The 20,400-nt window shown below is 40.7% G+C and carries 10 protein-coding genes and 2 pseudogenes; 1 reads left to right on the top strand and 11 read right to left on the bottom strand.

Translation table 11 applies throughout. The features are described 5' to 3' along the window. Positions 1-11 precede the first annotated feature (11 nt). The 4 genes and pseudogenes from ACYCS5_RS27830 to ACYCS5_RS27815 form a co-directional block, all read right to left on the bottom strand. Positions 12-8,651 (bottom strand): amino acid adenylation domain-containing protein, encoded by an 8,640-nt coding sequence (locus ACYCS5_RS27830; RefSeq protein ID WP_459760474.1) that lies wholly within the window; start codon positions 8,649-8,651, stop codon positions 12-14. Next, positions 8,644-9,552: pseudogene (locus tag ACYCS5_RS27825) on the bottom strand (aminotransferase class III-fold pyridoxal phosphate-dependent enzyme); the annotation flags it as partial. The gene ACYCS5_RS27830 and the pseudogene ACYCS5_RS27825, both read right to left, overlap by 8 nt. A 491-nt stretch (positions 9,553-10,043) precedes the next feature. Continuing rightward, entirely contained in the window at positions 10,044-10,352 is a 309-nt protein-coding gene (locus ACYCS5_RS27820; protein WP_185156378.1) for an MFS transporter, read from the bottom strand. Positions 10,353-10,895: 543 nt separating this feature from the next. Next, positions 10,896-11,387, bottom strand: coding sequence for a Wadjet anti-phage system protein JetD domain-containing protein (locus tag ACYCS5_RS27815; protein ID WP_161626963.1), 492 nt, complete (start codon positions 11,385-11,387; stop codon positions 10,896-10,898). A gap of 118 nt (positions 11,388-11,505) precedes the next feature. Here ACYCS5_RS27815 and ACYCS5_RS27810 point away from each other — a divergent pair. Next, positions 11,506-11,839 (top strand): annotated as a pseudogene (locus ACYCS5_RS27810) (transposase); the annotation flags it as partial. Here ACYCS5_RS27810 and ACYCS5_RS27805 read toward each other — a convergent pair. The 7 genes from ACYCS5_RS27805 to ACYCS5_RS27775 form a co-directional block, all read right to left on the bottom strand. Next, entirely contained in the window at positions 11,839-12,282 is a 444-nt protein-coding gene (locus ACYCS5_RS27805) for a hypothetical protein (RefSeq protein ID WP_023988780.1), read from the bottom strand. The pseudogene ACYCS5_RS27810 and the gene ACYCS5_RS27805 overlap by 1 nt on opposite strands. A gap of 1 nt (position 12,283) precedes the next feature. Next, on the bottom strand, positions 12,284-14,491 hold the full coding sequence (locus tag ACYCS5_RS27800; RefSeq protein WP_459760473.1) for a hypothetical protein: 2,208 nt from the start codon (positions 14,489-14,491) through the stop codon (positions 12,284-12,286). 193 nt (positions 14,492-14,684) lie between these two features. Further along, positions 14,685-16,733, bottom strand: coding sequence for a site-specific integrase (locus ACYCS5_RS27795; protein WP_459760472.1), 2,049 nt, complete (start codon positions 16,731-16,733; stop codon positions 14,685-14,687). A gap of 113 nt (positions 16,734-16,846) precedes the next feature. Further along, positions 16,847-17,137, bottom strand: a complete 291-nt coding sequence (locus tag ACYCS5_RS27790) for a tyrosine-type recombinase/integrase (RefSeq protein ID WP_459761347.1) — start codon at positions 17,135-17,137, stop codon at positions 16,847-16,849. A 180-nt stretch (positions 17,138-17,317) separates the two neighbouring features. Next, complete coding sequence (locus tag ACYCS5_RS27785; RefSeq protein WP_459760471.1) at positions 17,318-18,061, bottom strand: hypothetical protein; 744 nt, start codon at positions 18,059-18,061, stop codon at positions 17,318-17,320. A 941-nt stretch (positions 18,062-19,002) separates the two neighbouring features. Continuing rightward, the gene (locus tag ACYCS5_RS27780; protein WP_064964234.1) at positions 19,003-19,806 is read right to left on the bottom strand and encodes a Cof-type HAD-IIB family hydrolase; all 804 of its coding nucleotides are present in this window, start codon (positions 19,804-19,806) and stop codon (positions 19,003-19,005) included. Between the two features lie 26 nt (positions 19,807-19,832). Next, positions 19,833-20,363: a DeoR/GlpR family DNA-binding transcription regulator gene (locus tag ACYCS5_RS27775; RefSeq protein ID WP_230585219.1), complete on the bottom strand. Its 531-nt coding sequence runs from the start codon at positions 20,361-20,363 to the stop codon at positions 19,833-19,835. Positions 20,364-20,400: the final 37 nt, after the last annotated feature.

Below are 20,400 nucleotides of genomic sequence, written 5' to 3'. Positions count from 1 at the left end.
TTAATTCCTATTTATAGATTTTCAATCATGCTTAAAATTTCTTCGATTTCCACTGTATCGTTAAGTCTATTTTTAATACTTTTTGCTATTGCCGAAATTGTAGGACCCATAAACACTTCTTTTAATGCAAATTCTATGTCAAATTCTTTATGAACCCTTGATACAAGATTGGTTGCCTTTAATGAGTCTCCTCCTAATTCAAAGAAGTTATCATTTACTCCAATCTTCTGGACTCCAAGGATTTGGCTCCATATCAGTACAAGCTTCTCCTCAATTTCACCGAATGGTGCAGCATAGTCTACCCCTGTATTAATATTTCCATCAGGGGCAGGCAGGGCATTTCTATCTACCTTGCCATTCGCTGATAAAGGCAGTTTTTCCAACTGTACAAAATATGAAGGGATCATGTAGTCTGGCAGATCTTTGGAGAGATACTCCCTTAATTCCGGTATTGTCAATTCACTTTCTCCAACTATATATGCACAGATGTACTTGTTCCCTTGGGGGTCTTCCCTTGTTGCTGCCACAACTTCTTTTATTGAAGAATGTTTTAGAAGCTGAGCTTCTATTTCTCCAAGCTCTATTCGGTATCCGCGGATCTTAACCTGATGGTCTATTCTGCCCAGGAATTCGATATTCCCGTCAGGCAGCCATCTTCCCAGGTCTCCTGTTTTGTACAGCCTTATCCCCTTTTCTTCTCTGAAAGGATCTTCAAGGAATACATGGGCTGTTTTTTCAGGGTCATTTAAATAACCCCTTCCTACACCTGTTCCAGAGACGCAGATCTCTCCTTTTACTCCGATAGGGCACAGGTTCATGTTTTTATCTGTTATATATAGATTCATATTTTGTATAGGCTTGCCTACAGGAATGTTCTCTCCTTCATGAGCAGCTTCCATAGTATATAGAGTAATATCGTCCGCTGCCTCTGCAGGTCCGTAGGCATTAACTACTTTAGTATTTGGACATAGGTCAAACCATTTCCTTACTATGCCGGATTTTACGGTTTCTCCCGTTATCAGCAAGTAATGAAGTTTTTCCGGTTTATTCCCTGTATTTTCCACATACTCAAGCATTAAAGCAAGGTATGAAGGTACCACCTCAAGGACCGTTATGCCATCTTCTATGATCCGATTCGTAAACCTTGCAACATCCTTTACTATTTCATCTGGATAGATGATAATTTGAGCTCCTATGGTTAGGGCTGCAAAGAACTGCCATACAGATACATCAAAGTATTGAGGCGAGTTCTGGGATATTATGCTGTTGTTAGTTATACAAAGTTCCTTTATTTCCGCATGGATGTGGTTTATCATGCCAAGATGCTCTATCATAGCTCCCTTTGGTACACCAGTTGAACCAGATGTATATATAACATAGGCCAAACTATTTATGTCTATATCTAGATCTAGGTTTTCGCCACTTTCAGCCTCAATCTCTTTTTCACACTGGTCAAGGTATATAATTCGGCCTTTATAGTTCTCACTAAGCTGCTGGGTCACATAATCTGATAAGGTCAACACATAGGCAGCTTTAGATTCCTTAAATATATCAAGCACCCTTTGTGTAGGGTATTTTGGATTTACAGGTATGTAAGCCCCCCCTGCTTTCCATATACCAAGTACCGATTCTACAAATAAGGGTCCCCTCTCCAGCATGACAACTACGGCTTCTTCTCTACCAGTGCCAGCCTTTAGCATGTACCTTGCTATCCTGTTTGCCCTTTGGTTAATCTGGCCATATGTAAATCTACGGCCTTCATACGCTACTGCTATATTGTCTGGACGTACTTTCGTCTGCTGCTCAAACAGGTGGTGTACCGTCAGGTGATGTTCAAATTCAACCTTCGTATCGTTAAAGCCGTATATTATTCGCTCCTTTTCTTCTTGGGATAACATATTGATTTCTGATAGTTTTTTTTCAGGGTTTGAGGTTATCTCTTCAAGGATATTAAAGTAATGCTGAACAAGCCTTTCTACCGTCTCCTTCTTAAACAGACGTGTAGCATATTCCATCCATAATATTATATTATGACCATTTGGTATCAACTGGAATGTTAGGTCAAATTTTGATGTTTTACTTTCTACCGGATATTTGGAATACTTTAATTCACCACGATGTTCCATAATATGCTCATCAGAAGGAACAATATTAAACATAACAGTAAATAAAGGATTTCTGCTTGAATCTCTCTTTACGTTAAGTTTTGTCACAAACTGATCAAATCTGTATTCCTGATTTTCATATGCTTCTAAGGAGCTTTCTTTTACTTCTTCCAAGAACTCAGTAAAGGCCTTATTTCCCTCTGGGAAATTCCTTAATGCCAGGGTATTTATAAACATCCCCAGTATTCTTTCAGTATCAAAATGAGTTCTTGCCGCTATAGGAGTACCAATAATTATGTCTTCCTGTCCTGAGTATTTATACATTAGTGTATTTAATGCCGCAAGAAGTATCATATACACGGTGGCTCCTGTTTGGGAGGAAAGTACATTTAATTTATCCATCAAATGACTGTCTAAATCAAATAGCAACCTATTTCCTTCAAAGCTTTGAAGGACAGGCCTAGGATAATCTGTAGGCATATCAAGGATAGGAATTTCACCCTTGAACCTATTAAGCCAGTATTCTTCCTGCTTTTTGTAAACCTCAGTGCTAAACAAGCCATTCTGCCACTGGGCAAAATCCTTATATTGCACCTCCATTGCCGGAAGGCTTTCACCACTTAATATAGAAACTATTTCATCAAAAGTCCTGATTATTGAAGTTCCATCCGAGACTATATGATGTACATCAAGCAAAAGTATTTGCCTGCTAGCATGGATTTCTATAAGACCTACTCTTATTAAGGGTGCTTTGCTTAAATCGAACGGTCTTACAAATTCATCGATTATTTTCTCTACTCCGTCTTCCTCAGACTCAAAATATTCTATAGTAAAATCAACTTCATCTTGTATCCTTTGCACAAGCTCCCCATCAATCATCTCAAAGGATGTCCTAAATGCTTCATGCCTTTGTATCAATGTTTTTAATGCTTCCCCAAGGGCAACCCTTTCAATCCCACCTTCAAATAAAATTCCCACAGGTATGTTATACCCAATGTTGTTACCCTCAAGATTATTAATGATATACATCATCTTTTGTGCAGATGAGGTTTCATAGTACTCTTTTTCAGAAACTTTAGGTATTCTTTCAAGCTCAGCCTTACCCATATTTAGGGAACCCTGTTCTGAAATCTTTCCCGATTCGTATAGCTTTGATATCATTTGCTCGGAAAGATCGTATATGCTGGAACCCTTAAGAAGTTCTACTATGGAAACAGGTGTTTTAAAGGCAACCTCCATCCTGTTTTTTATTTCGGTGGCCATTAATGAATCCATCCCAAAAACAGTTAGTGGTTGTTTGGTACTTAGATCCTCAGGATTATAACGCAAAACCTTCGCTACTATTGTTTTAATATGCATTTCAACGATATTCTGCCTGCTCTGTATTGGAGATGAAATAATATCCTCCAGGATATCAACATCCACCTTTGATTTATTTATATTCTCTTGTTGTCCTGACTCATCTTGCAAAAGAGTTTTAAGCACATGTGGAGAACTCATGGGTGAGAACCATTTTTCCCAAAACGTTTGCCACGAGAGTATAGGTAGAACCACAGACTGTGCAACAGCTTCTCCAACAAGGTGCTCCATAGCCCTAATTCCCTTTTCTACCGTTACAGATTCTATGGATTTTTGTATATAATACTCCGGATCACGTTCCATAAACCTTGCAGCCATTCCAACCTCTGACCATGGTCCCCAATTGATACTCAGTGCAGGAAGTCCTCTCGATAAACGGTAATGTGCAAGTGAGTCCAAAAAGGCATTCCCAGTTGCATATGCTCCCTGGCCTGGTGAACCAAATACAGAAGCAACTGAAGAAAATAAAATAAAGAAGTCAATAGGCCGTCCCTCTGTCATACGGTGAAGGTTCCATGCACCATTTACCTTAGGCGAAAGGACCCTATAAAAAGTCTCATCTTTACTAACCTCAAGAAATTGATCATCCGTAATACCAGCAGAATGTACAACACCTCGAATAGGAGGCCTTTCTTCCTTATCAAAATCTTTAAAAAATCCAGCAAGCTTTTCCTCATCAGTTACATCCACTGATCCAATATATACTGTTGCCCCCTGGGACTCCAGCTTACGAACAAACTCAATCCTCTCTGCAAGGCTGCTGCCTGGCTCTACATTGTTCCATTCAGAACGTTTTGGAAATTCTCCGCGTCCAAGCAGTACCAGATGTCTTGCTCCCTTGGCAACCATCCACTGGGCTGTAATCATACCTATGCCACCAAAAGCACCTGTAATAACATAACTTCCATCGGGGCGAAGATGTACGGGTACTTGATGCTGCATATCAATCCGCAGTTTATCGATTCTTGCTGCAAGTCTATTCCCATTACGGAAAGCAATTTGGTTCTCTCCATTACCTAAGACTTCTTTTAACAGCATTTCCATTTCACCCGCATTGGCCTCTATGTCAAGGTCTACAAGGCCTCCCCAATTTGAAGGCAACTCATGGTAACCTATGACGGTGCCAAGGCCCCATACCAACGACTGTAAGAATGCAGAATTTGGAGTAGCCCTGTTGATCATTTGGGCTCCTCTTGTAATAACCCACAGCTTAAAATTTAATCCCAGATTTGTGGTTGCTTGTACCAGGTGTTTTAATACAAACAGGTTTTCAAAACAAGCTTTTTCTATAGCTGTATTGCTAACTTCCTGGATCTCAAGGATATTGAGGCTCCACATATATACAATACCTGTTAGCTTCGTTTTAATTTTTGAGAATTCATCAAACAACGCTCTAAGATCCTCAATGCTTCGAGGGTTTATATATATCTCACGCTCTTCATACTGCCAACCAAAATTCTCACCAGGATATACCATAAAGCATTCTTCTCCCCTTTTTTCAAGGAGATTTGCCAGTTCTTTTCCTGCTGCTTTATGATCCACAAAAATAAGCCATGCTCCAGAGTTAGCAGCAGCTGTGCGGGTATCAACTTCTTCACTTTTTAGAAGCTCCCAGTTTATCTCATAAAGATAATCCTTAACTCTTCCAGCATCAGACCCTCCACTATTTCCAAGTTCCTTAGTTCTTATGCCCAGTATTTCGGCGATTAGATTTCCGTCCTCACTATATAGACGGATGTTGGCGTTCAAATTATTATCTTTCCTATCTACCATCTGCGTATGACAAAGCATGACAGGCTCCGGCCTTCCATAAAGCTGCACCCTGTCTATTCCTACAGGTAGGAATGATTGGCCTTCGTTATTTTCATCTTCATTAAGTGGTGCAACTGCCGCAATGGTAACCTGGAAACAGGCGTCCAATACCGCCGGGTGAAGACCGTAGATAGAGCTATCAATCTCCAGTATTTTAGGGATCTCAATCCTGCCAAGAGCTTCGTTATCGCCTTTCCATATCTTGTCTATACCTTGGAAATAAGGACCATAATGGAAACCCATTTGATAGAAGGTTTTATAACATACTTCTTTTCCGTATTCTTTGGTACAATTGCCAAGTATTTGAATCAACTCATCTTTAGCAGTGATCTTTATGTTTTGCCGTTTTCTTATTGTGCCGGATGCATTGCATGTCCAAGTCTTATCTTGTCCCGGTATCCTGCTTGAAATCTCGAATTTTGCGGTTTTTGGATCCAAAACCACCTGCACCACAGGTGATACTCCTTGATTTAAAAATAAAGCATTTTCAAACTTTATATCTTCAACTGTATAAAAACCCTCTCCAAAATAGCTTCTGGCACAAGCCATTCCCAGCTCTACATACCCTGCTCCGGGGAAAACTTCTATACCTTGTATTTTATGATCAGAAAGATACGTCATATAGGTAGTATTAAGTTCAATCTCCCATATAGGGCTGGAAGTTTTCAAACGGCGTCCTAAAAACTTGTGCTTATTTTTTCCCTGCCTAAATTCACTTGATTCCTGCGTTTCCATCCAGTATTTATCCCATTGCCATGGATAAAGAGGGAGACTTACAAACTCACCTTGGTACCGGTAAATCTTGTTCCAATCTATAGGGTATCCCAGTGCATATAGATTCCCTAAGTTCTCCAGTATTGAAACCTGTTCGTTTTCATTTCTTTTTATAGAGAACAACTTCTTACCTTCAACGTTTTTAGCTGACAGACAATCAGAAATAGAAGCTGCTAAAACAGGGTGAGGGCCCACCTCAATAAATAAGTTATAATTCAACGAAATCATTTCATACATTGCTGCTTCAAAACGTACCGGCTCTCTTACATTTTTATACCAGTAATGTCCATCACACTCTGTACCCGTCAGCATTTTCCCTGTAACCGTGGAATATATCGGTATCCCGGCAGGCTGGGACTTTATTCCTTTTAATGCCTCCAATAGCTCCTGCTCATATGGTTCCATTTGGTAACTGTGATACGCTACATTGACCTTTAAAAGCCGCGCAAAAACCCCCTTATCCTGCAACTGTTTTTGGATCTGCTCAAGGGCATCAGGATCACCTGACAAAGTTACCGAATTTGGGCTATTGATTGCTGCCATTGAAACACCTTTTATGTTCTCATCCAGCAGGGCCACAACTTCTTTTTCTGGTAAACCTACCGCCAGCATTGTGCCCTTGTTTACTGCTTTTTGCTGTGCACGGCTTCTGTGAATACTTACCAACATGGCATCTTCAAGGCTGTAAATTCCTGCAACATATGTAGAAGCCACTTCTCCAACACTGTGTCCTACCACCGCATGGGGTATAATACCCAAGGATTTCCATACTTCAGTCAAACCCACCTGAACAGCAAAATTGGCAGGTTGAGCAAACTGGGGCTGGTCCAGACGTGAATTCTCCTCATCGGCGAGAAGTTCCTCCAGTAGAGACCATCCAGCATACTGACGTGTAAGTTTATCGCATTTTTCTATCATATTTCTAAACACAGGGTCTTTTTCAAGGAGCTGTCTGCCCATAGCCCACCATATGGGCCCCATACCTGTATATACAAAAACAGCTTTATTGTACTTTCCTGCCTCAACATTTCCCGCAGACATCCCCTGGCGTGCTTGTCCTTTAATATACGCTTCCAGGTTTCCTGCAAGTTCTTCCTTTGAAGATGCCGAAACCGCTAGTCTATAGTCATGATGGGTGCGCTTTTTGCTCATCATGCTTCCAATATCATATAAAGAAATACTTTCTCCACTTCCATTAATAAAATCAACATACTTTTGCGCATAGTTTTTTAGCGCCTTTTCTGAGCGCGCAGATATGGGAATCATATATGGCCATCCGGTATTTACATTAACTTCAGGAGTACCCTGTTTTTGGAGATCTGTAGCTTCCTCCAAGAGGATATGGGCATTTGTTCCTCCAAAACCGAATGAATTTATGCCAACCAATGCGGGTTGCGGCAAAGGCTCCAGGGTCTGAGGAATTCGTATACATAAATCGTCAAAGGGAATTTTAGGGTTTGGATTCTTAAAGTGCAGATGTGGAGGTATTTGCTTATGCTTTATGATTAGTGAAGCTTTTATCAGTGCGGCAACTCCTGCAGCGGCCTCAAGGTGGGCAATGTTTGTCTTAACAGATCCGACAATACACTTTTTATCTTTTGGCCTGTCTGTTGAAACCACTCGTGCTATTGCATTAGCCTCAATAGGGTCTCCAACCGGAGTGCCGGTGCCGTGAGCTTCAATATATGTTATATCTGAAGGTGATATTCCTGCCTTTTTGTATACCTCCTTCATTAAGTTTTCCTGAGCCTGCCCGTTTGGAACAGTAATCCCGTCTGTGTGGCCGTCCTGGTTTACACCCGATCCACTTATTACGGCATAAATCCTATCTCCGTCTTCGATAGCATCTGACAGGCGTTTTAAAACCACAACGCCGGCTCCTTCTCCTCTTGCATAACCGTTTGCACTGGAATCGAAAGTTTTGCACCGTCCATCGGGAGATAAAAAACCACCCTTACTTTCCGCTATGGTATACTCAGGTGTAGCTATAACACTTACTCCGCCTGTTATTGCGAGATTACATTCATTATTCAATAAACTCCCGCATGCAAGGTGTGTTGCAACCAAAGAGCCCGAACACGCTGTATCTACAGACAAACTTGGACCTCTGAAATCATATATATATGAAATCCTGTTGGACAACATTGTCATCATCATACCCGTTGCCGAATGTGTATCTAAATTTTCAACCGATTCGTTTTTAAATTGTATTGCTTGATAGTCAAGGGTGAAGCCGGCTACAAAGACACCGGTATTGGTTCCTGCTAGCTTGGCCGGATCCAAGCCTCCATCTTCCATTGCTTCCCATGATGTCTCCAGCATCAGTCTTTGCTGTGGATCAAGAAAGGCCGCTTCCCTTGGAGAAATACCAAAAAACAAAGGGTCAAACTCATCTATTTTATCTAAAAATCCACCATGACAGGTGTAATGCTTGCCTGGCTTTGATTTGTCAGGATCATAAAACTTTTCTAAATCCCAGCGGCCTTCGGGTAAATCGGAAGTCATATCTTTTCCCGCAGTCAATGCTTCCCAGAACTCCTCAGGCCCACTTATTCCTCCTGGCAAACGGCATCCTATTCCTATAATGGCGATTTTATCCATAACTTTCGACCTCCAATACTTTATTTATATTCTCTTGAATAGCTTGTCTGATAATTGAACAACCCTGCTGCAAAAGTTCAAGCTCGATGGTTAACGGAGGCATAAGTTTTATAACACTGTCTTTTCTTCCTGCGCTTTCGATGATTAAACCGTTTTGGTAACATTCCTCTACTACTTTTTGCGTGATTCGCTCATCCTCCACATTGGAAAAATCAATACCCCAAATCAAACCTGCACCCCGAATGGTCAGGCCCTTATGTAATGACAAAATCTGCTTGGTTAAATATTCTCTTACAAATGCTTCCTTATATTTCACAGACTGTTCCAAATTATTCATTTCCCAATATTCCAACGCAGCTGTAGCTCCAATGAAAGCAAGCTGGTTTCCCCGGAACGTACCGTTATGCTCACCAGGCTTCCAGACATCAAGTTCCGGTTTCATCAGCAGAATAGACATGGGAAGGCCATACCCGCTGATTGACTTGGAAAGCAGTACAATATCAGGGATCATCCCGGCACGTTCAAATGAAAAGAACGGTCCGGTGCGTCCGCAGCCAACCTGAATGTCATCGCAAATCAGTAGAATACCGTGTCTGTCGCTAAGTTCCCTCAGCCTGAGCATCCATTCGGGTGAAGCTATATTTACGCCGCCTTCCGCCTGAATGGTTTCAAATATAATAGCCGCCGGTTTTTCGATTCCCGAGTGACCGTCGTTTAGAACGGCTTCCATGTATTCAATAGTATCGAATGAGTCAATTGGACTCTCGGAGTATGGGAAAAAGGTAACATCGGATAATGCTATGCCGGAGGAAGATCTTTTCTGAATGTTGCTGGTAACAGCCAGACTCCCCAGCGACATTCCGTGAAATCCTCCCATAAACGCAAATATACCAGTCCGTTTAGTGAATGGCAGTACCAAGATACGGAAAAATTTCTTCCCCAATTACTTCATGTCTTGAGAAATAAGTGATGAGTCTTTCGTATCCGTATTTATCCTTTATGTGTTCTTTTAAAAAGTCCTGATCGATCATGTTTACACTCAATGATAATACAGTAATATGAAAATAATTCCAATAGGTCATAAGTTCTACTTTACTTGAAATTTTTATCAGGCTGGAAATCTTAAAATGAGAGCAACGTATTATAGCAAGGAAGCCACCTACATTTTTTGAGCGTGTATCGGGTTTGTAGAAGTAAAAAGGTATCCTTCTAATAAAAACTTCTTTAGTTACAGGTTGGTAAGCAATATTATCGTCAACGCTCCACTACCCGCCGGATATATATCGCTAGCTCCAGAAGTTTGGGCTTACCGGACGCGCTGGGGTTATGGCGGCAGCCGCAGGACCGATCGATGAGGATCGGACGGATTGACGCGGCATCAATGCGTCAAAGTCAAGAGGCCGCTGAAGAGCTTTCGTAAGCTTTTTTCTGTTGCGGACGGAACCACGAGGCAGCAAGAGCGAGTAGAGAAGTCCCTATTAGTGCGATGATGACCCAGCGGTAACCGTGAATGACGAAAGCAAAATCAACGGCAGAAATCACATTGTTCTTTCCGGAATACAGCACGTTCTTCAGGTGGGCTGGCAGCGCTGCGCCGACGATGGTTAAAGAAAGAGCCGTACTCAGCACTTGACCCAAGTTATATAGCATGGACCGCAGTCCATTCGCCACCCCGCGGCTTTGCTCCGGAACGCTTGACATGATCTCCGTCGTATTGGGGGTAAGGAATAAACCGGTCCCGACCCCGATTAACAACATGCCGCAAGCGGTGACCCCGTAAGAGAAATTTCCACCGACCACGAATAGGAGTAACCGCCGGTGTCAGCACACGATCACGCTTTGATCGCTTGCTGTAGCCGGGAACTGAGAATGTAGTCTGCAACTGGCTCTTCATCCCCCATTTAAATAAGCCGCCAAGATACCCAGACGTTACCTTGCTCTACACCAACCTGGTAACAACCTTGTTTCCTTGATCGGCCAGTTACGGATTTACTTGCATTTTTATGGTAAAAATAGAAGGCTCAATTTTGATTTTTGTCCCAGTCCAAGAAAACAACTAATAACAATAAATGAAAAAAGCCGCAAAAGTCGCGGCTATTGTGAAATACACTGTCAATACAAAGTATTACCACGAATCTTATAGAATTCGGCAACAACCAGTGGCTGAAATACAGTTTATAATAGTATAGCTTCTTGCTCTAAACGCTTGCCCGTACACAACATCTCTCGAATTAATCCGTGAAACTAGGAATTATCCGTGTTTTCCAGTAGCTGCTCCAATTTGACTTGATAATCTGCAGTGAAGGTTTCTGCCCAATCCAAATGCTGATGGAAAGTAGTCTTATCCATACGATAGGGTCGTAGTTGTGGAAACACTGATTTTTGCAAATGCCGGAATATTTGGAACCCTCCCCAATCGATGTCGCCCCAAAACTGAACTTCAATCTGAAGACCATTTTTATCAAATTTATCTTGGATTTGCCGAAGAAAAAATCGTTTATCCGGTCCTGGAAAACTTCCAAGATAAACAACAATGATCTTCTTCTCTAACAAATTACCAATTCTCGATAACGATTGGATATATTCATGAAATACAGTTTTATTTCCAATGATAAGAATGCGTTCAGCCCTCAAATCTATCACGCGGCCTGCTTTCATTAATTGCGAGTGAACCGTCACACCAAAGAATAGTCGCTCCGGGAGAGATTCACCCATTTGTAATTCAATTCCGTACAAGGCTTGAAGTAACAATTTAGTTTGGACATAATCTTTACTTCAACTGAGATAAATTTGTCAATACTGACTACTAGATCAAAGTTGGAGGAATAAGCACATGGTGACCTGAAGCGGATTATTGTCAAAACAAGAATTACGTCAATTCGTAAAAGAGCATAATTTTCAATCGGCAGAAGATATTCAATGGACATTAAAGGAATTATTTGCAGATGTACTTCAAGAAGCATTAGAAGCCGAACTGGATACGCATCCCGGTTATGAGAAACATGATGTAAAAACAAACAAACGAGAAACAGCCGCGACGGCTACAACAGTAAGAAAACCGTAACCTCCGAATACGGTGATGTAGAATTTGAACCTGTAGTCGTGAAGAAAAATCAAACGAATGTGACCGGCATTGAGGAGCACATATGTATGCGAAGGGTATCAGTACACGGGACATTCAGGATCATTAGAATAAGTCAATATCTCCGAAACGCTGGCTGATTAATTCTCGGTACTGTCCGTTCTCTATGCGTAATTCGTCCAAAGCATCTTTATACGTACTTATAAGCTGTGTTAAATGAGTAACCTTGGCTTGCAATTCCCGGTGCTCCTGGGCTACAATCTCAGGACTTGTAATCGTTGGTTCTCCTTCAGAGGCCGAGTCTAGGATTAATTGTATTTCCTCATTCAATTTGGTGAACCATTTTTCCAAATATTCCTTATAGGAACCCGTCCACAACATTCGCGAGCTTTTCAATCTGATTCGCGGGCGTTTTGCAATCATATCGTACACATCTGATTTTGAAAGACGCGATAATCGCCCCTTTTTGACATCATTTAAAAGCTTTCTTTTTACTTGTGCACATTCCCATGCCAAGTCGCTGCTACTGAAAGAAACCGGACGAGCCAATTTACTTTACCTCCCCACTTAAAATATAACAAAGCACTTCTGCATTAGTTGGATTAGGCTTCTCTTTAGACTGTTCACGAAAGTATGCCTTTGCTTTCTCAAAGAGCAATGAATGCAGTTTTTTCGCCTCATTTGGCGGCATTTTAAATTTATTTACCCAGAGACTTCTTTCTGTTTTGTTCAACCGTTCCTTTATATCCTCAGCCTTCTGAAAAACCATTTTTCGTTGTCCTGTGGACTTGAAATTTTTCTCTGCATCGAGACAATAGTAATAATGCAACATTTCACGAAATATGTCGGCCTTGTGCGCATCTTCTGTACCCTCATCAGGACTATAATCATCACATGCTCTACAATGCCCGGGTGTATGACCACAGTTTAGCAAGACATGTGCATTACAATTATGCGTATAACCACCTACGTTAACCTCGTGTAACTCATCTTCCAAATCAATAACTTTACCTTGGAAACGTGGTGATTCCTCTATAATTTTCTGGGTTAATTTATATGCTTCATCTAGCTTTTGAGGCGTGACCTCAAACTTAGATGAAATTTCGGTTATCTCATCAATGGCTACATATTCAGTAGACGAAATTCCAGCCCCTTCTGTCTTATCAGCATCCTCCCCTTCCGGTTTCTTTCTCCAAACGCCTTTTTGAAGTAGATGACCAAACTTTGCAACTTCTTCTGCAGGCATTGTTTCCGTATAAGGCTTTTTTGAGGAAGGATGACTATGTCCTGCCTGCCTCTCTAGTAGCTCATCATTGTCTCCTAAGATACGCCGATAAGTAAGATGGAGCGCTCTTAGATTATGGGGTGTGAAATATGGCTTCCTAAGTTCAGGCCATAACTTCGATTGATTGCGAGTTAAAAAATTATACAGTCCGCTAGTTCGTATAGGGCCATCATTATGTTTTGAAGCCAGTAAACGAAGTTCCGTAAGGCCATCCCCACCCCACTCTCTTGGAAAAAATATAGGTTCTGATGGGGCAAAATGAATCAATTCGTTAAACCATCTTGCAGCATCGCTCTTCACTAGAGCGTGATGAACCCATTCATAGCCGTTTCGATCGGGTTGATTGCGAATGGTCTTGGTTTTGTGAAAACGAATCCAGGAATTATCCTGCGAATCTATAAATAAAGCATTCTGAAGCAAATTAACTATTTCATGAGGCCTTGCTGCAGTTGATAACATCAACAGGCAAGCCCGCCTATGACGAAAGTCCATCAGAATGTTCTCGTTAATTAAAGGAGTTTGATCGTTCATTAAGGTCTGCACAAGAATATAAGCTTTGGACATACTAAATACTCGTCCATGATCTTTTGACATAACACGTCTAGGTCTTGGCATAATCCGTTCTATGTTGTATGAAGCATTTGTAGTTCTTATAAGCCACCTAAGCCAATGTCGAAGCGCCACTCGGAAAAACGTCTTATCTTCTTGTCCCTTCATCTGGCCAAAAATCTCTGTGTATACTTCTGATATTGAATTCTCGCTTATGTCAGTAAGACCTTTTGATCGACATTTGATTGCAAAATACCGGATGTACTTGACTATCGCTTTCCAATAATTTATGCTGATAGTTTTTTTACCGTATCTGAAAAGTAAATTTCCTTCATCGTCGTAATAATCATCAGTTATTGAATCATTCACACGTTGCCTCAAGTAAGAAAATGCAAAGGTATAGAGACTCTCCTCAAACGGCGTTTGGGCTGGATATATTCCCGCGGCTATCCAGACACTTCTTTCCGCTTCATCGCAAGGTATGACCGGTTTATTTTCAATCAAGGAATCTGTTTCTTTAGCTAACATCTTACCTAGGAGGGTTAAACTACTTCTATGATATTTAGCGATCTTACTTGCTTTTGCTAATACAGAGGAAGTAATAATATGATTACCCTCTAACCCTTCCTTAAGGGCGTAACCTGCGAACCATAAGCAAACTACAGTTCGAAGCAAAGGAATCCTTTTCTTTGCCTTTTGTAGTTGTTTTTCGCTATCCATCGGATACAATACCGGATAGTATTTATCGTAAAGCGCATCAAAGTACTCAAAATTCGGTAACTCGGGAAAAGGAAATTTATTGAATTCGGTCTTGGTTGGAAATACGATCTCTAAAGGCAAACTGATCCGTTGTAAAATGGCAAGCAGTAATACGTAATCTCTTTGGGTGCCGGGTAACTTGAAAAATATTGTGGGTTGTACCAAATCCGTTAAGGAGCTTGATAAAATAGGTTCAACCCGTCCCCAAGTCTCTGCCGATCTGTATTGTTCATACTCCGATCTTGTCAGATGCTCTCTACTCTCGAATTGTCCCTTTCGCCTTACAGTAATGGGTCCAAATCTCAGGGATTGCCAAGCTAATATTTGCGACACGATTTCACCTCTTTCCAATCTAAGCTCAGACTAGTCGACTGATAACCTCTATTTGAATCTGTTCGTCACTATAGCCGAAATGCCGAATCATGTCCCCAAGCAACGCTATTTGCGTAGCTAATCCGGCCGCCTTGGCGTTTTTGGTTGTAAAATCCCGACTGCCTCGCATCATGTTCCACATGTCCTTGGTTAATCTGGCCAAAGTATGAAATGCCTGTGCTGCTTCACTTTTTCGTATGGCGAAATGATGACAGGAAAAACACTTTGCCTCAAAAAGGCAAGCCCTCTGTATTAAACATCTTCCTACACCTGTAGGAGCTGGAAGCCCGAATTTTGCAAAGAATTCATCTAAAGATAGCTCTTCAGATCCCAAAGCTTTTATCAATTCGTCAGGCTCAGTTTGTTCGCTGGCAAGTGCTTCGAAGATTCGCCAAATAAACCGTCCCGCAATCTCACCATCCTGATATTTCTTAATAGTAGCAAATAACAATGCTTGACGGGAGAGATTACTTCGTAAGTATCGATTCAGCATGGTTTGATTTTCATGACCTGCAGCAAGTCGTGCTAACTCACTGTTCCCGGTTTCGATTGCAATGTGAGTTATGAGATAGTGTCTGTAACCATGAGCCTTCCCTTTTTTATCTCCATGTCCAATAAATTCTGCTATCTTGTAAAAAAACCTATATATTTGTCTTTCATTCAAAATCCAGGGATATTTCTCCAATTGAAAAAGATGCACATACGATGCATCCGCTCTTTCGTTCCGTATCGGTCGGAAGGCTTTATCGCTCGATCTTTTCTGTAAAAATTCGACCGCTCTAAGACCTGCAGAATCAATTATAGGAAATTGGCCGTTACGATGTTTAGCTTTCTCAATACCTGAATATGGGCTGTATAATCCTACCGCTGATGGAGCATTAGGCAATGGCAGCATACATTCTTCAGCCTGAAGATTGAGCAGATACGTTTTACGCACCGGTGATGAGGCAATAATTAACCAAAAAGCGCGACATAAAACTTCAACATCATCTTCGGGATGATAATTTTCAATTGCTTCCTTCATGAGCATCGGGAAGTTTGGGTCATCAAAAGCGAGGCCATCACCGGAATATGTTTCTTCTTGGGCCTCACGATGAATTCCAGAATATAAATCACTGGGCCAGTCAACGTATGTTGGAAAAAATGTATGAGAACCTTTCCCCCAATCAAAGAATAACTTTATGTGTAGAAGATTGTTCCCGGTATACTTAGCTGAAAACTCCTCTCCATCGTTATTCTTTGAAATGTAATCAAACAAATCGAGAAAATCTTCATACTCGAGAGATGAAGCATCCGACTCCCCGTGCTGGTCAAGCCATTTGAAAAATTTATGCAAAGCACTGCCCGCTTTACGAATATAATAGTCTAGCGAATTACTTCGTTTTAAATGCTCGCGAAACTCACGTGCGATATCCCCCCACTTTGGATGCTCACAGCAATCGTCAAACAGTATTCTTTGCCTACGTCTTCCTGGTTCATCCGAATATCCAAGCTCAAAAAGAATGTCCTTTAAACACTTGGCGTTATAACGTTTGTCGTTCGGACGCATTACATCCGCTAACGCTATATCTTCTTCCGTGAAATCGCCCAGCGGTTTCATAACACCTAGAAGGTGTATAGATAGTTTGTTGAACAAACCTATACGGTTTGAGTCTTTTTTGCGGATGTTTTCTGCTTCTGAATTTTTGAGGAGGCCCATTTTGACGGGGAAATCCGACAGATTAACACGACCTCTGGTTGACAGGTAACAAACCAAGTCGTTTCGACGATATTGTGCTACTACATCATTTCCCTTGCAAAAACCTGTATGCCAAGCCCAGAAAATGACATACCATAGGTCTCGACTGTCGCAATGCCGAAAGGTTGGTCTCTCTTCAGGCGGTACAGCTAACCAGTTATCCGGGGCCGGAAATGTAGTAAATAATTGAAGGACGGGATTTTTTATAGAAGAAAATACTTGATTCACATGATTCAAACGCAGCGTGTTTTTTAAAAATTTGCGAAATTCCGATAATGGAGTCCATTCTAGTGTCATTCCGAGTCCTCCTCATGCGCGTGGATTCCCTCTGAGATCTCCGCCTGTCGCATAAATACCCTCCCTAAATGATCTACTTTACCTTTTTCTGTGTCATTATTTGACTCAGGTATCTAATGAATATATGTATCGCGCGTAATCACGACAGAAGAATGCCCCAACCACTTGCTGATCTCTTCGGATGGTCTGCGATATCTTAGGAGAAGTGATGTCGCGAATAAGTGTCGGAAGGTGTGTGGATAGTAGGAACGTAGGTCTACGCTTCCCCCAGTTCGTTGAAATAAGTCATCAGCCAAATTATTATACTTACTGTAAACGCCTTTCTTACTTAATGGCTTCCCTTTTGAATTGTTTGACTCTGATACAAATAGATAGCCATGATCTTCACTTGTGTAATAAGACAAAAGTTCCCGCCGCTGATGACGCAAAGTTACCTAAATAGGTTCACCGATTTCACATTGATCCTTGAAGTCCATTTGTTCATTTTAATTGCCTTGTAGCTGGCTCCCAGGATATTGTTAAGTATCTTTTGAAACAAAAAAGAACGACTACCTACTGAAAGCCGTATAAACCGTGCCAAACAGTTATACTATTATTAACTCACCCTTAATTCTATACTTCACCTTATTATTAGAATGCTCTTCTTCCCTCTTCGCCATATGTATCTCAGGTTCAATCAAAAACTCTTCTGTACATAATTTACTTTCATTATTCGGATCTTTGTACACCAATATGATATTCAAACTGAATAAATCCAAGTTTTCATTAAAGGCCTTTATGTTCAATAAGTATATGTACCATTTAGGAAGATGTATTTTTATACCGTGTTTTTCTGCGCCAACAGGATGAATCATTCCCAAATCCTTAAGATGAAAACTGATTTCATGTTTGATATTTTCTACTTTATTAAATGAAATAACGACTTTTTCTTCTTCCTCAGAAAGATAAAATGAATGATTATCTTCATCATTGAAAGCGGTATGATATTTCATAAAATCATTTAATTCATCAAAATCAACCGCAATCTCAACCATGACATTTTCTGCTGGGATATTTCCATGATTATAAACTTCTAGATAAACACTAGATTTATCGTCTTGAAACGATGATTCCTCCACACCACTTCCCCAGTCCTGAAAGAGTGATTGATGGAGTTCAACTTCAAATGTTTTAGACGGTATGGCTAAGTTTACTTTTCTACTATTCTTCTGTTCGTCAGTCGCCGTTTGATGACTCTTTTTCAATCGAAGCACAGCAAACACAGAAATGAATGTCGCTAATACTACTCCACCAATAGAAATGATTAGTACCAATAGTTGTATCTTCACCGATTTGTCCTCCGTTCCTATTTTCTTCATTATGCACTATCCACTTATTCACTATATCTATGAATGGTGTCTAACTGCTAAAGCCCTATGTTTGATCACACAAAGATAACGTTAATGTTGCATAAAAAAGAACCCACGTTTTCATGGGTTTTAATCAGTCCATTATAAGAAAATCCGTCATAAGGCAAGCAGGCTCTCCTTGTTCACCTAGCACCCAAAAGCTTACATCACTTTCTCATAACCTCTTATCTACGAATTTCGCAAATTTCTTTCAAATGTAAAGTATTTGTGAAAAAATTGACTATCCTGCCCTTTAGTTTAATAAAAGGGCCTCTGTCGCCGTCGATGAAATCCTATCGGGAATGTAACAATGTTCTTGTCACCCGACAAATGATAAATTGTCAATTAGCTGGAGAACATTATTTAAAAACACACCTAATACAAAATGCAACTCGCCTCCATTTAGAAGTAAATGAACTTTGCCAAATTATTTTCTGATCTTGCTGATGAAAAATGGATATTTAGGGACCTTTTCGTATGATTTCCTATGTGAATGTGATATTTAGTATACTTATATATTCATTAAACTTGACTTTTGACGCCCATAATAAGAACGTGCATCGCTAATCCCTTCTGCTCTTCTGCATTACAGGTAAATAAGCTCTTCACTACAAATCCAGACGACCAAACTCCCAACCTAACTTTCCTCATCTCTTTTGTAATCTGTCGTGCTGATTGAGCACAACAAAAAAGAGATCAACGGTCGGAACACGTTGATCTCTTTTTGTCGTCTCACTCTGCTTTTCTTTTTCTACCGTTCTCGTCACTCGCAGACCGAGAAGATACAAACTCAGTATCCTCAGGGTTATGTGTCCCCCTCTGTTCTATTTCTAATGCCTACAGTTTTTTGGTGTTTGGATATACAATGTCACTGGATCATTTCAAACGGACAAAATGTATTTCTCCAAGCCTATTTTCAAACCGTCTTCATCATTACTCGATGTGACCCAGTCGGCAATTTTCTTAACTTCCTCTGGCGCATTCCCCATTGCAATTCCTAGGCCTGCGTACAAAATCATATCCATGTCATTATAGTTGTCTCCAATGGCCATCGATTCACGATAAGTAATATTAAATATCCCCTCGAGTTCCTGAATGGCATACGATTTGGACACCATCTCATCCATAATTTCCAGATAGGTTCCCTTGGATTTATAGACACTGATACCAGTAACTTCATTTTTGATTTGTTGTACAAGCCGCTCAACGTCTTCGGGAGGTCCCATGCATAAAATTTTGTGAGTTTCATGATCTTCTTCTATATATGAGGAAAGCACCCTCTGTATGGGAGAGCCATTAATAATTCCCGCTTCCTGAATTACCCAAGGATTTTGAGTGTTATCAACGATCCACTGGTCATAGCCATATAAGTTAAAACTAATAGAAGGATAATGATCCGATACAATATCGTATATTTGTTTAATGCTCTTTTTCGATAAACAGATGCTATGGAGGATTTCCCTATTACAGCCCAATATTAGACCACCGCTATAACAAATGACGGGAGCGTTAATATTGAGCTCTTGCTGAAGAGGAAAAATGCTGCTTGGCATTCTCGCTGAAACGAGTACAAAAGGGATATTTCCTCCCACAACCTTTTGGATTGTATTTTTGGTGTCGAATGTAATTTGATGTTTTGAATTTAACAACGTCCCGTCAATATCGCTAAAGATTGCTTGTATCATGGCCCATGCTCCCTTGCGATTTTTTATCACTTTTCTTCCTCAAGCACCTTGATAACTTCTACTCCGCTATCCTGCAACATCAGTAATGAATGCTTCGGGGCATCCTGATTTGTAATTAGAATATCAATTTCGGAAAAATTCAGACCTTTAAACGGGCTTGTTAAATTAAATTTTTTGAAATCGGCAAGTAAAAATACTTCTCTGGCACGCCTCGATACCAGCTTTTTAACTAAAGCATCATCACGGTTCGCAAAATACACTCCGTCTTCCATAATGGCGGCAGCTCCTAAAAAAGCTTTGTCAAAAAAAACATCGTTCAACTGCATAGCCGTGTCGTAGTCATAAAAAAAACGGTTTTCATGATTAAATTTGCCCCCGAGCAAATTTATGTTAATTTCACTTTTTGCTGATAAAGCTTCTGCATTATCCAACGAGTGTGTGTAAACCGTCAGATTCTTGTCCAATTGCCCACAGAGCAGTTGAATGGTAGTCGATACATCCATGAAGCATACATCTCCGTCAGCGATATGCTCAGAAGCTGCTTTTGCAATAAGCATCTTTTGCTTTGTTGCTGAGGTTACACGTTCCTTGTAG

It is taken from the genome of Paenibacillus sp. SEL3 (assembly GCF_054602585.1).
This window is presented reverse-complemented; position numbering and strand designations above follow the sequence as displayed.